Here is a 14416-nt window from a genome sequence, read left to right on the forward strand (position 1 = left end):
ATTAGTTGAACCAATCGGGCTTTTATGGGCAGCCTGATCCCCACCTAACTTATTAGCTTCCGCTGAATTTTAAGGTGGGGGGCTTACTGCCCGTTAGTTCATCACTACCCACGAATTACGCGAATTGCTTCACCGCGGTCTTTTTGATTGTATACTGCTGACCCAGCTACAAGTACATTTGCTCCTGCTTCCACACAAAGTCTTGCTGTTTCAGCATTCACACCACCATCAACTTCAATTTCTACTTCTAGATTACGCTCTTTCACCATGTCTGCAACTTGTTTAATTTTCGGTAATACAGAATGGATAAACTTCTGTCCACCAAATCCAGGGTTTACTGTCATAAGTAATACCATATCTATATCTTCTAATACATGCTCAATCACTGAAACTGGCGTATGCGGATTTAATACAACGCCCGCTTTAATACCATGAGATTTAATTAACTGAATTGTACGATGTAGATGCGGACACGCCTCTACATGAACAGTAATAATATCCGCTCCCGCTTGTGCGAAAGTTGGGATATAGTTATCAGGATTTTCAATCATTAAATGTACATCTAATGGTAATGATGTAATCGGACGAATAGCTTCTACAATTAACGGTCCAATCGTAATATTTGGTACGAAATGTCCATCCATTACGTCAACGTGAATGTAATCCGCTCCGCCCTTTTCTACATCTTTAATCTCTTCCCCTAATTTTGAAAAATCTGCTGATAAAATCGATGGTGCAATTTTAATCATAACTAATACCTCGGCTTTCTCTCTCTAATTTCTTCCACGAATTGTTTATAGTTCTTATAGCGATATTCTGTAATCTTCCCTTCTTCAACCGCAGCTTTCACAGCACATTTCGGTTCAGAAAGATGTGTACACCCTCTAAATTTACAGTATTGACTCGCTTCTTTCAACTCTGGAAAACAATATGTAAGATCTTCTACTTCTATATCTATGAAATCTAACGAACTAAAGCCAGGTGTATCTGCAACTAGTCCACTCCCAATTGCAATTAATTCTACGTGCCTTGTCGTATGCTTCCCGCGTCCTAAATGGGAGGAAATATCATTTGTTTTCAGTTCTAATTCTGGACGTAGCACATTAAGCATTGAAGATTTCCCAACACCTGATTGACCCGCAACGACAGAAACACAATTTTCTAAGTATGGTTTTAATATATCAATACTTTCTGACGTATTGATAGAAGTAAATAACACATCATAACCCATCTCACGATAATCGTTCGCATAAGCTTCAACAGTTGCTTTCATCTTTTCATCCACTAAATCCATCTTGCTAATACAAATAATCGGCTTAATGTTATGATATTCAATCAGCACTAAAAATCTATCTAACAGTCCAGGATTAAAATCTGGTTCTACTGCAGAGAACACGAGGATCGCTTGATCAACATTAGCAATAGGAGGTCTAACAAGTTCATTTTTCCGATCAAACACCTCAAGCACATAACCTTCAGTTGGATTATCCGCCTGAAAAACAACTTGGTCTCCTACAAGTGGTGTAATTTTATTTTTTCTAAATACACCTCGCCCACGACATTGCGTAACCCCTTCTTCATGCTGCACGTAATAAAACCCACTTAAAGCTTTTATAATTTTTCCTTCTGGCATAGAATTCTCCTTTTTTGTATAAGGTGATGCTGAATTTAAAAATGAATGGATTTTAATTTTCCAAATAACGATTTCAAAATCTACCATATATACTTTCGCTAATATACATTAATTTTTTTCATTAAATGTAAAAAACATCTACAGCTGCATCACTTTACTAGCTTTTTGAATCATATATTATTGCCTGCTATACCGTCCACTTTGTAGACAGCATAACAGGCAATAATAATAATAATAAGTAGACTTTCACTATTATTGAGTTGGATATGGTACTTCTTTGTCAATAATGGTTACTCCATCTCGTACAATTTTATAGTGTCCCTTTGAACCTTCTTGAATTACAAATTCTAAAGAAATAGTCGCTGATTCAGTAATCGTTCTCGTTTCAACCGGTCTATCCATTTTTTGCTGCATATCTTCTTTATAAATTTCTATTGTTTGCGGCTTTTTCTCACCTGTTACAGCAGGCTCATATGGGACAGAAATATTGTCCACTTTTACCGTTTTAGTCACTTTAGGCTTTGGACCATCAGAGATAATAATAGTTACTTTATCTCCCTCTTTTAACGGCGTACCTGGCTTTGGAAATTGCGAAATTACAAGTCCTTTTTCAACTGTATCTGAATACTCTCGTTTTATATCCGAAGTTAGTTTTCTCTCATTCAAATAACCAGTTACACTATTTTCGGTCCACCCCGAAAAATCACCTGGTCTAATTTGATAAGGGCCTTTACTTACCCAGATTTTCAGTTCTTGCTCCGCTTCTATAACCATTTGATCAGGTGTCGGGATTTGCTCTACAATTTCACCTTTCGGCTTATCATTTTCAATATAATTTACTGTAACTTGTTTATATTTTTCTTCTAACTCAGTTTTTACACTCTCAAAGTTTTGTCCTGTGAAATTCTTCATCTTACTTTTCTTTTTTCCACCTGATTGATAGATAGTAATTTTAGCGTTTTCTTTTACGACTCTTCCTGCTACAGGATCTGTTTTTATTACATTCCCAACCTCAACATCATCTGTATATACAATATTAGGCTCCGTCACCTCAAAGCCCTTTTCTACTAATGTATTCACAGCTGTCGTGTATTTCATACCAGCCACATCAGGAACTTTCACATCTTTCGGAATAAATAATCCTGGAATAACCGTAAGCGCTAATGTTATTCCTATTGCTAAAAATAAAAATGTTGAAATTAAAACTTTAAGCCACTTGTTACTCCGTTTTTTCTTCTTATCTAACTCAGCTGCTTCTGCTCTTATTGGTTCCTCCACCTTACTCCCTTTTAAAACAATCGTTTCATCACTTACATTTGCAAATAATTGTTCTTGTTGAATAATTGGAATCGCTTTCGTCGCTTCCATATCTTCCGGTATGTAAAATGGTTGCTCATTTATCCTCTCTGGATATAGCGCAGTTTCAATATCTCGCTTCATCGCATTGGCAGATTGATATCGATGGAACGGATCTTTTGCAGTTGCCTTTAATATAATATTTTCAACACTTTGCGGAATATTTTCATTCCATCTTTTTGGTGATGGGATTTCACTTTGTAAATGTTTTAAAGCTATAGCAACAGCAGACTCGCCAGAAAACGGTTGTCTTCCTGTTAACAATTCAAACATAACTATTCCAAGAGAATAAATATCCGATTGTTTATTTGCTATCCCGCCGCGTGCCTGTTCTGGTGATAAATAATGGACTGAACCGAGTACTGAATTTGTATGTGTAATTGTTGTTGCACTTGTAGCTGTCGCAATTCCAAAATCTGTTACTTTTATTATTCCATCAGCTCGAATTAAAATATTGTGCGGCTTTATATCACGATGCACAATTTCAAAATGATGGGCGTGTGCCATGGCGGAGGTTAACTGCTCCATAATATCAAGAGCTTCTCCTATAGGTAACATACCTCGCTCAATTATGTATTGCTTCAATGTTTGCCCAGGTACATATTCCATGACAAGATAATATATACCATCTTCTTCTCCGACATCATACATATTCACAATATTTGGATGCGACAACGTTGTAACAGACTGCGCTTCTCGATGGAAACGTTTAATAAACTCTTCGTTATTTGAATAGTCGAGTCTTAATATTTTTACCGCTACATCTCGGCCAAGTATATCATCATGAGCTAAATATACATTGGCCATTCCGCCACCACCAATCATTTTCAGCAGCTTATAACGGTCATTTAAGCGTTTTCCAATCAGCACGTTGCACTTCACCTACTTTCGTTTGTCGAACCCGCATAATCAATAAGAACAAGTGTGATATTATCTTCTCCACCGCGATCATTCGCCAATTGAATGAGACGCTGCCCTTTACCTTCAAGCTGTTCATTTAACTGTAAAATTTGTTGCATATCATCAATAGAAACTTTGTTTGATAACCCATCAGAGCAAAGAAGCAACTGATCATCTTCCTCAAGCACCAACGTTTTAACATCCAATCCAACTTTTTCTTCTGTTCCTAATGCTCTTAATAAAACATTCTTTTTCGGATGATACTCTGCATCTTCCTTTGAAATTTCACCATGTCTCACAAGCTCATTTACAAGCGAATGATCTTCCGTTACAAGCGTCATTTCTCCTTCTGATACCATATAGCAACGACTATCTCCTATATGCCCTATTGTCACAAAACTTGGTGTACAAACAGCTATTATAAGCGTTGTTCCCATACCATTACATTCTACATTTTGCTGAGCGTATTCATATATACGCTCATTAATAATCCCAACACTAGTATGTAACCATTGTTCTACTTTTTTCGGTTCATTCATATTATGCGTTTGCTTCCAATAATCATGGAATAATTGAATAGCCATCGAGCTAGCTACATCACCAGCTCGATGACCTCCCATTCCATCTGCTACTACCGCTAAAACATTTCCATCTAAATTGTGAAAAACTCCTGCACTATCTTCATTATGTTGACGAACTTTTCCTTTATCCGATAGAAATACGGCTTTCATCTCGTCACCTCGTCTCTTCTTTGCGCTCCTTCGCACGCAACTGACCGCAGGCTGCGTCAATATCATGACCTTGTTCACGGCGAATCGTTACATTCACTCCACGATCTTTTAACGTTTTCTCGAACAAGAAAATTTGCTCACGTGGTGTACGTACATAATCACGTTCAGGTACGTAGTTTACCGGGATTAAGTTTACATGACATTTTACACCTTTTAAGAGCGCAGCAAGCTCTTCAGCGTGCTCAACTTGGTCATTTTCTCCTCCAAATAATCCATATTCAAAAGTAATACGGCGCCCTGTTCTATTTACATAGTATTTAATAGCTTCCATTAAATCCGGTAATTTATAAGCACGGTTAATCGGCATTAATTTTGAACGTAATTCTGAGTTTGGAGCATGCAATGAAATCGCAAAATTAATTTGTAGTTCTTCTTCAGCAAACTTATAAATTTTCGGGATAATTCCACTCGTCGAAACAGTCATATGTCTAGCACCAATATGAAGTCCTTTTTCATGGTTAGTGATGCGTAAGAATCCCATTAAATTATCGTAGTTATCAAATGGTTCTCCAATTCCCATAACAACAAGAGAACTTACACGTTCTTCTGTTTCATCAAGCGCACGCTGAACTTCTACTACTTGCGCTACGATTTCTCCAGCTTCTAGGTTTCGTTTTAGTCCACCAAGTGTCGAAGCACAGAACGTACATCCAATACGACAACCAACTTGCGTTGTTACACAAATGGAATTTCCATATTCATGTCGCATTAATACCGTTTCAATAGAATATCCGTCATATAGTTGGAATAAGAATTTAATCGTTCCATCCGAAGACGTTTGTTTTACTAACGTGTTTAAAGTAGTAATATCAAAGGAATTCGACAATTTATCACGCAATCCTTTAGAAAGGTTTGACATATCCTCATAATTTTTTACACGTTTTTTATATAGCCAGTCAAAAATTTGTCCAGCGCGGAACTTCGGTTCTCCTTGTTCCTTTAACCAATCTTGCATTTCATGAAGTTGTAAAGAGTAAATTGATGGTTTCTTCGTTTCTACATTTTTCTTTTGTTTTCTTACAGTTGTTTCCATGATGCTACACCTTCTTCCTTAAACAAGCAATATAAAAGCCATCCGTTGCAAAATAATGCGGTAAAATTTGTACTTGACCTTCATTAATATACGGACTTAATTTTTCTGGCATACGTTCTTTTATCGTAGTATCCCATTCAAATTCAGGATGTTCTTTTAAAAATTTATCTATTACTTGTTCATTTTCTATTTTCTCAATTGTGCACGTACTATAAACAAGACGACCGCCTTGTTTTAATAATGGTGCTATTTTTTCTAGTATCGCAAGTTGAATCGTCGATAATCTTTCACTATCGCCTTTATCTTTTCCTAACTTAATATCAGGCTTGCGTCTAATTACACCAAACCCAGAACACGGTGCATCTACCAATATTTTATCAAACGTTTCATTTGCAAAGTGCTCTTGCACTTTTCTAGCATCTAGCGCTTTTGTTTCGACATTTTCTAAACCAAGTCGCTCTGCTTGCTGTTTAATTAAACGTACTTTGTGTGCATGTAAATCAAGGGACATTACTTTACCAGTTCCCTTTAAACGCTCTGCTATATGCGTAGTTTTACCACCAGGAGCCGCACAACTATCAAGAACTGTCTCTCCCTCATTTGGTTCTAAAGCGCGTGCTACAAGCATAGAACTTTCATCTTGAATAGAAAGAAATCCTTTTTTAAACGCTTCTGTATGCGCTACATTTCCTCTTTCAATCTGAATTGCATCATCTGACAAGTCACCACGTTTTGCTTCTATACCTTCACTTGCCAACAACTCAATCGCTTCTTCTACCGTTATCTTATCAACATTCACACGTGCTGTTGGTACAGGTGGTAACATGTTTACTTCGCACATTTTCTCTGCAGTTTCTAAGCCAAATGCAGAAGTCCACTCTTGTACAAGCCAAACTGGATGACTCGTCGCAATTGCAAGACGTTCTACTGGATCCTTGATTTCATCTACAGAAGGTACACCTTCTCTCTGAATCGAACGTAATACACCGTTCACCATACCAGCAATTCCTTTATGCCCGCGACGCTTTGCAATCTCAACCGCTTCATGAATAGCCGCTCTTTCTGGCACTCGGTCTAAATAAATCATTTGATATAAAGATAAACGAAGCAATACTCTTACCCACGCCTCAACCTTCTTTTTTAAAAAAGGCTGTAAATAATAATCTAATGTGTCACGACGTTGAATCGTTCCATATACAATTTCAGTTAATAAACCAATATCTTTTCGATCAATTGCACTTTTTTCAATTAGATTATTTAAAAGTAAGTTGCTATATGCACCACTTTTTTCCACTTGAATTAAACCATCAAGAGCTAATTCACGAACATTTTGTCTCATGCATTTTCTCCTAACTTCGTTCCAATTTCAGGTTTTGTTCCACGTAAAAATTGTGAACAACTCATACGCTTTTTACCAGAAGGTTGCAATTCAGTAATTTTAACACCTGTTTCATTACTAGTTGCTACAACAAAACCATCTTCTTCGATTGCAACAATCGTACCTGCTTCAGCCGGTTCAGTTACAGGCACTTTTTCTCCCCACCATACTTTAACAACTTGTCCTGCTAAAGTTGTATAAGCAACTGGCCATGGATTCAATCCGCGAATGTGATTGTATACTTCTTCACCTGTTTTTGTCCAATCAATTTTCTCTTGCTCACGTTTTATATTGTACGCAAACGTTACTTCTTCTTCATTTTGCTTAATCGGTTCTAGCTTACCTTGAATTAATAAAGGTACTGTTTTAGATAGAAGGTGTGCTCCTGCTTCACTTAATTTATCAAATAATAAGCCTGTCGTTTCACGCTCTTCAATTTCCACTTCCACTTGCGTTAAGATATCACCAGCATCCAATTTTTCTACCATATACATAATTGTAATACCAGTTTTTTCTTTACCTTCCATAATTGCATAATGAATTGGTGCACCACCACGAAGTTCAGGAAGTAAAGAAGCGTGGACATTAATACATCCATACTTTGGTGCTTCTAAAATTTCATTTGGTACAATCTGACCAAATGCAGCTGTTACAATTAAATCTGGCTCTAATGCCAATACTTTTTCATATTCATCTTTTTCACGAATTTTTAACGGTTGTAACACAGGGATACCATGTTTTTCCGCTTCAACTTTAACAGGTGTAGGTGTTAATACTTTTTTTCTACCTACTGGACGATCAGGTTGCGTCACAACACCTACTACCTCATAGCCATCTTCAATAAGACGACGAAGCACCGGCACTGAAAAGTCCGGTGTTCCCATAAACACTACTTTTATCATTTAAAAACCGCTCCTTTTAACACCTATTCTAGTTCGTTTTCTTCATAATATCTTGTCACTTTCGATGTAAATAAAACACCGTGTAAATGATCGATTTCATGTTGAATTGCACGCGCTAAAAATCCTTCCGCTTCCAATAAAAATACTTTCCCACGGCGATTTTGCGCTCTTACTTTAATATAATCGGCACGTTCTACTTCACCATAAAGTCCCGGGAAGCTTAAACAGCCTTCGGGACCTACTTGTTCACCACGTTTTTCTAATATTGATGGATTGATTAACTCGATTTTCCCAGTATCATCATCGACATCAACAACCGCTACTTGCAAGCTTACACCTACTTGAGGCGCAGCTAAACCGACTCCGTCCGCAATTAACATTGTTTCATGCATATCTTTCAACAATTTCACTAACTTTTTATCAAAGTTAATTACTCTTTCGCATGGTGTTTCTAACACTTCATTTGGATGCTTTATTATTTCTAAAACTGCCATATTTCCCTCCGCTACATTAACATTGTTGGATTAAAATCAATTGAGATTTGTAGCTCTTTTTGCATTTCTGCTTGATAATGTTCATTTACCATTTTGAGCACGTTCTTTAAGTTTGGTTCCCATTTGTATTTTATCATGCATTGATAACGATATCTATCTTTTATCCTTGGAATTGCTGAAGCAACTGGTCCTAACACCATTGTTTGCTGTGAGCAATGCGTTCGTAAATACGAGGCAATTTTTTCCGTCACTTGCACCGCTTTTAATAATTCTGGATGAGATACGGTTACGAGTACAACATAGTAATATGGGGGATATTGTCTTGTTCGTCTCATTTGCATTTCTTGGTCAAAAAACACATCATATTGTTGGTTCTTCGCTAACTCTATACTGTAATGTTCTGGCGTATACGTTTGAATCACAACTTCCCCTGGCAATTCATGTCTACCCGCTCGTCCACTTACTTGCGTCAATAACTGATATGTCTTTTCACTTGCCCGAAAATCAGGTAAGTGAAGCATCGTATCCGCAGTTAAAACCCCAACAAGCGTTACTTTCGGAAAATCTAATCCTTTAGCAATCATTTGTGTTCCAAGTAATATATCTGCTTTTTCTTCCCCAAACGCCTTTAATAATTTTTCATGCATTCCTTTTCTACTTGTCGTATCTACATCCATTCGAATGACTCGCGCCTCTGGAAATAGTTTTGTAATTTCTTCTTCTACCTTTTGTGTACCTGTACCAAAGAAACGAATGTATGTACTTTGACAAGCTGGACACTCAGTTGGCATATTTTCTTCGTGACTACAATAATGACATTTTAAACGATGATTCATTTTATGATATGTCAATGAAATATCACAATGCGGACATTGTACAACATACCCACAATCACGGCACATAACAAATGTAGAATGACCTCTTCTATTTAAAAAGAGTACCATCTGTTCTTTCTTTTCTAATCGATCTGCTATTTTTTCATGCAGCGCCTTAGAAAACATTGATCGATTCCCGTCACGAAGTTCTTCTCGCATGTCAACAATCTCTACTGTTGGTAAAGCTTGTTCATTCATACGTTTTTCCATTGTTAGTAGTTCATAAACACCTTTTTTCGCCCTTGCAAACGATTCAAGTGTTGGTGTCGCACTACCAAGAACGATAGGACATTTATGATATTGCCCTCTCCAGACAGCTACATCTCTTGCATGATACCTCGGATTATCTTCTTGTTTGTAACTTGATTCATGCTCTTCATCAATAATGATAATCCCTAAATTCTCAAAAGGCGCAAAAACGGCTGAACGCGCACCAACTACAACTTTCACTTCTTTTCTTAAAATCTTACGCCACTCGTCATACTTTTCTCCAACAGACAACGCACTATGAAGAACTGCAACTTGCGAACCAAACCTACCTTTAAAACGATCCACCATTTGGGGCGTTAGTGCAATTTCAGGAACAAGAACGATAGCTTCTTTTCCTTTCTCGAGCACTGCTGCTATAGATTGTAAATATACTTCTGTCTTTCCACTTCCTGTAACACCATATAGTAAAAATGGATTATAAGTTTCATTTGTAATTGATGATAAAATCGGTGTAATAACTTGTTTTTGTTCCTCCGTAAGTGGAAATGGTTTCGTTTGTTCAAAATCATCATCGTCATACGGATTTCGGTATACTTCCACATACTTTTCTGAAATGAAGCCCTTTTTAACAAGTGCTTTTATTGGAGCATCTGTTATTTGTAACTCTTCTGTAATTATTTTCAACGGTACACTTTTATAATTTTCCACAAAATAATAAAGTACATCTTGTTGTTTTTTACTTTTCAGTTCAAATGCTGCTAATTCCAATTTATCTTCTGGCAACTCCGGCTGAACAACTCTTTGCTTCTTCTTTTGTACTTTATCTTTCACTTGATAAACGACTTCAACCGTACCATTTTTAATTTCTTGTTGAATAGTCCGGTATAAATGTGGCTGCTGCTCGATTACTTCAAAATCAATTGCTTCTTTATCCTGAAATAAATATAGTATTTCAGGTACTATTTCTTCCTGCTTACAAATTTGTAGACGTTTTTTATACGTTGCTTTTATCGCAGTTGGAAGCATCACTTGAAAAGCTGAAATCATGTAGCATAACGTTTCACTTGTAAGCCAATATCCAAGCTTTAATAATTCATCATTTAAAACCGGTGTTACATCTAATATTTCATGGATTGTCTTTAACTTCTTACTTTCTACATCCACCGAATCTTTAATCCCAATAATAAAACCTTGCAATTTCCTTGGCCCAAACGGAACTACTACACGCATTCCTGTCTGTACAATATCTTCCCATTTTTCAGGGATAATGTAATCAAATGGTCGATCTGTCTGACGGGCAGGTACATCAACAATTACACTTGCAAATTTCATAAACGATCATCTTCTAACATCATTTCAATTTGCTTTAATATTTCACTAGCTACCTCTTTTTTCAATAAAAGTGGTAACTCAATAACTTTTCCATCTTTTCTATACATTGTTACAATATTCGTATCCGTGCCAAATCCAGCTCCTTGCGCTTTTACATCATTCGCGACAATCATATCTGCATTTTTCTCACGTAGTTTTTTCGTTGCATATTCCTCTACATTTGTCGTTTCAGCAGCAAAACCGATAAGTAACTGTTTATCCTTTTTCTGACCTAACGTTTTTAAAATATCCACCGTTCTTTCGAGTTCAATGACAGCATCACCATTTTGCTTTTTCATTTTATTATCATGAACATATTTCGGACGATAATCTGCAACTGCTGCTGTTTTAATGACAACGTCTACGTTTTGATAATGTTGAAGAACTGCTTCTAACATATCTTGTGCAGATTCCACTTGCACTGTCGTTACATGTAACGGTGGATTTAATGCTGTCGGTCCTGAAACGAGTATAACATCAGCGCCTAAATTCGCCGCCACTTCTGCAATCGCATACCCCATTTTTCCAGAAGAAAAATTCGTCATAAAACGAACTGGATCAACTTTTTCACGTGTTGGGCCAGCAGTTATTAATATTCTTTTTCCCTGCAATGGTTTGTGTTCTGAGAAAGCTTCCTCTAACCGTGCAATAATTGCTTCAGGTTCTTCTAGTCGTCCCTTCGCTACATATCCACATGCTAAAAAGCCTTCCCCAGGCTCAATAAATGTATATCCTAGCGTTTTCAATGTCATCATATTTTTTTGAACAATTTTATTTTCATACATATGCACATTCATAGCAGGCGCAATCCATACCGGGGCTGTAGTAGCTAACAGAGTAGTTGTAATCATATCATCTGCAATACCACCAGCTAACTTTCCAATACAATTGGCAGTAGCAGGTGCGACAAGTACAACATCCGCCCAATCTGCTAAATCAATATGAGCAATAACAGCCGAGTCTTTCTCATCAAACGTATCCGTATATACATCATGGCGAGAAAGCGCTTGGAATGTAAGAGGCGTAACAAACTTCATTGCCGACTCACTCATCATTACTTTTACAATCGCGCCAGATTGTGTCAATTTACTCGTTAACGCAGCTGCTTTAAAAACTGCAATGCCTCCTGTTACACATAGAAGTATCTTTTTCCCTTTTAGCATATGACTCGTCCTCTTTCTTTTTCAAACTTATAATACTGAAATAGAATTCCCAGCTCGTCAGTACCAATATTTCATTCCTTTCGTAAAAAAATAACAACCTACTTGTAAATAGGTTGTTACCGTTACATAGAAAATTATAAAGTCTATGTTTTATTTTGTCGAAGGCAAAGGCTTATTCAGCTACTTTATCTTCACTTGGTACGTAGCTTAATGCTTCTGCATCGATTTCTTCTAATGCTTTACCTACACATTTATGAGAAACAGGTTGCTCTACAACACAGTTATTAGCAAGTTGCATTTCACGTGCGCGTTTTGCAGCCACTGTTACTAATGTGTACTTAGAATCGATTTTTTGTAGTAATGAGTCAATTGATGGATTTAACATAATTATAGACCCTCCGTCATTTCTTTATAATATTTTGCTACCCTTTCGCGGCGGCAATGTTCGCCAACCACAATTGCTTTAATTCTATCACAAGCTAATTCAACTTGATCGTTTTCTACTACATAGTCGTAAGCGTCCATCATCTCGATTTCTTCTTTCGCTACAGTTAAACGATTTTCAATAACATCTTCAGTCTCTGTACCACGTCCGACAATACGGCTCTTTAGTTCAGATAAACTTGGAGGTGCTAAGAAAATAAATACACCTTCTGGGAAAGCTTTCTTAACTTGAATTGCTCCTTGCACTTCAATTTCTAAGAATACATCTTTTCCTTCTTGTAATGTTTTTTCAACATAGTCAATCGGTGTTCCGTAATAATTACCTACGAACTCAGCCCACTCAAGTAATCTTTCATTACGAATCATTTCCTCGAATTCTTCTCTTTCTTTAAAGAAATAATCCACACCATCTACTTCACCTTCACGCGGCTTACGTGTCGTTACTGAAATAGAGTACTGAAAACGTGTATCCTCATGGCTAAACAGCTCTTTACGAACCGTTCCTTTTCCAACCCCAGAAGGCCCTGAAAGAACGATGAGCAATCCTCTTCTACTTCTCATAAATATGTAAAACCTACCCTTCCTCACTTAAATCTTCTTTATTATTCAAACGATGTGCAATCGTCTCTGGTTGAATTGGACTTAATACAACATGCCCATCATCCATAACAATAACCGCCCTTGTTTTTCTCCCATACGTAGCATCAAGCAAAGCATTATGTTCGCGTGCTTCCTGTACTGTTCGTTTAATAGGAGCTGACTCCGGACTTACAATAGCAATAATTCGATGAGCAGATACAATATTTCCGTATCCAATATTTAAAAACCGCATGGCCATAGTTTGCGCCTCCTAGTAAGTCTATCCGATTTCTCCACCACGTATAACTTTATATATTTTTTTGAAAGCTACTCAATATTTTGTACTTGTTCACGAATTTTTTCAAGGTTATTTTTCATTTCTACAACATATTTTGAAATTGTTAAGTCATTTGCCTTAGAACCAATCGTATTAATTTCTCTATGCATCTCTTGCACGATGAAATCCATTTTCCTTCCAACAGGCTCTTCAATCTGCAATGTTTCACGAAATTGCTCTAAATGACTTTGCAAACGAACTAACTCTTCATGAATATCACAACGCTCTGCAAAGATTGCGACTTCTGTTAGCAATCTTTGTTCATCTAACTCTTGATTATGTAATTCTTTTAAGCGATTTTCTAATCGTTCACGATATTTTTGTGTAACAATTGGTGCATGTGGAATAATTGCATTTACACAATTGCTAATCTCTTGTAAACGATACGCTATATCTTTATGTAATCGTTCTCCTTCGCCATCTCTCATCGTTTTCAACATATGAGCAGCTTGACGAACAGCCTCATATAAACTGTTCTCAAAATGTTCATTTACATTTTCTATTTCTTCAATTGCTGTTACTTCTGGCATTGCCATTAATTGCTCGAGTGTAATAGAATCTTGTAATTGAAACTTTCCTTTTATATCTTCCATCATCGATTGGTACTGCTCAAGAAGTGACCAATTCACACTTAATTTTCTTTCAACAAGTCCTTCACCTGCTATACTAATAGACACTTCAATGCGTCCACGTCGAACTTGCTGTGCAATTATTTTACGAATTTTGTCCTCAAATACCATCATTTGCTTAGGAAGTCGAATACTCATCTCTAAAAAACGGTGGTTCACCGATTTCATTTCTACTGTAATTTGAAAAGTATCACTTTCTACTTTCGATCTTCCAAACCCTGTCATACTAGAAATCATTTTTATCACATCCAAGCCATAAAATAACTCAATGAAAAAGGTAATAGAGACAAGGCTCTACTACCTTCTGTAAATTATATCACA

Annotated in this window: 14 protein-coding genes; all 14 read right to left on the reverse strand. The window is 36.8% G+C overall.

The window, feature by feature from the left end:
• Nucleotides 1-104 precede the first annotated feature (104 nt).
• The gene (gene rpe, locus RT27_RS18970) at nt 105-749 is read right to left on the reverse strand and encodes a ribulose-phosphate 3-epimerase (RefSeq protein WP_000589974.1); all 645 of its coding nucleotides are present in this window, start codon (nt 747-749) and stop codon (nt 105-107) included.
• A gap of 2 nt (nt 750-751) precedes the next feature.
• Nucleotides 752-1633 carry a ribosome small subunit-dependent GTPase A gene (gene rsgA, locus RT27_RS18975; RefSeq protein ID WP_001113932.1) on the reverse strand — a complete coding sequence of 294 codons (882 nt, stop codon included), beginning with the start codon at nt 1631-1633 and terminating at the stop codon, nt 752-754.
• Nucleotides 1634-1885: 252 nt separating this feature from the next.
• On the reverse strand, nt 1886-3859 hold the full coding sequence (gene pknB, locus RT27_RS18980) for a Stk1 family PASTA domain-containing Ser/Thr kinase (RefSeq protein ID WP_029443121.1): 1974 nt from the start codon (nt 3857-3859) through the stop codon (nt 1886-1888).
• A gap of 8 nt (nt 3860-3867) precedes the next feature.
• Entirely contained in the window at nt 3868-4620 is a 753-nt protein-coding gene (locus RT27_RS18985) for a Stp1/IreP family PP2C-type Ser/Thr phosphatase (RefSeq protein WP_000648708.1), read from the reverse strand.
• Between the two features lie 4 nt (nt 4621-4624).
• Complete coding sequence (gene rlmN / locus RT27_RS18990; RefSeq protein WP_000450550.1) at nt 4625-5713, reverse strand: 23S rRNA (adenine(2503)-C(2))-methyltransferase RlmN; 1089 nt, start codon at nt 5711-5713, stop codon at nt 4625-4627.
• A gap of 4 nt (nt 5714-5717) precedes the next feature.
• On the reverse strand, nt 5718-7052 hold the full coding sequence (gene rsmB / locus RT27_RS18995; protein WP_016080514.1) for a 16S rRNA (cytosine(967)-C(5))-methyltransferase RsmB: 1335 nt from the start codon (nt 7050-7052) through the stop codon (nt 5718-5720).
• On the reverse strand, nt 7049-7993 hold the full coding sequence (fmt, locus tag RT27_RS19000) for a methionyl-tRNA formyltransferase (protein WP_043937034.1): 945 nt from the start codon (nt 7991-7993) through the stop codon (nt 7049-7051). The genes rsmB and fmt overlap by 4 nt, the downstream gene beginning before the upstream one ends.
• 23 nt (nt 7994-8016) lie before the next feature.
• Nucleotides 8017-8487 carry a peptide deformylase gene (gene def, locus RT27_RS19005; protein ID WP_000279455.1) on the reverse strand — a complete coding sequence of 157 codons (471 nt, stop codon included), beginning with the start codon at nt 8485-8487 and terminating at the stop codon, nt 8017-8019.
• A gap of 11 nt (nt 8488-8498) precedes the next feature.
• Nucleotides 8499-10904: a primosomal protein N' gene (gene priA / locus RT27_RS19010; RefSeq protein WP_043937036.1), complete on the reverse strand. Its 2406-nt coding sequence runs from the start codon at nt 10902-10904 to the stop codon at nt 8499-8501.
• The gene (coaBC, locus tag RT27_RS19015; RefSeq protein ID WP_043937038.1) at nt 10901-12106 is read right to left on the reverse strand and encodes a bifunctional phosphopantothenoylcysteine decarboxylase/phosphopantothenate--cysteine ligase CoaBC; all 1206 of its coding nucleotides are present in this window, start codon (nt 12104-12106) and stop codon (nt 10901-10903) included. Before coaBC ends, priA begins: the two co-directional genes overlap by 4 nt.
• Before the next feature lie 172 nt (nt 12107-12278).
• A complete protein-coding gene (gene rpoZ / locus RT27_RS19020) occupies nt 12279-12491 on the reverse strand; it encodes a DNA-directed RNA polymerase subunit omega (RefSeq protein WP_000933961.1) in 213 nt (70 codons plus the stop codon).
• 2 nt (nt 12492-12493) lie between these two features.
• Nucleotides 12494-13111, reverse strand: coding sequence for a guanylate kinase (gmk, locus tag RT27_RS19025; protein ID WP_001257742.1), 618 nt, complete (start codon nt 13109-13111; stop codon nt 12494-12496).
• Between the two features lie 13 nt (nt 13112-13124).
• On the reverse strand, nt 13125-13388 hold the full coding sequence (locus RT27_RS19030) for a DUF370 domain-containing protein (RefSeq protein WP_001251456.1): 264 nt from the start codon (nt 13386-13388) through the stop codon (nt 13125-13127).
• Nucleotides 13389-13456: 68 nt separating this feature from the next.
• Nucleotides 13457-14332, reverse strand: a complete 876-nt coding sequence (locus RT27_RS19035) for a YicC/YloC family endoribonuclease (RefSeq protein WP_016080510.1) — start codon at nt 14330-14332, stop codon at nt 13457-13459.
• Between the last annotated feature and the right edge of the window lie 84 nt (nt 14333-14416).

Source organism: Bacillus sp. L_1B0_5, from assembly GCF_000836715.1.
In the GTDB taxonomy this organism is placed as follows: Bacteria; Bacillota; Bacilli; order Bacillales; family Bacillaceae_G; genus Bacillus_A; species Bacillus_A thuringiensis_S.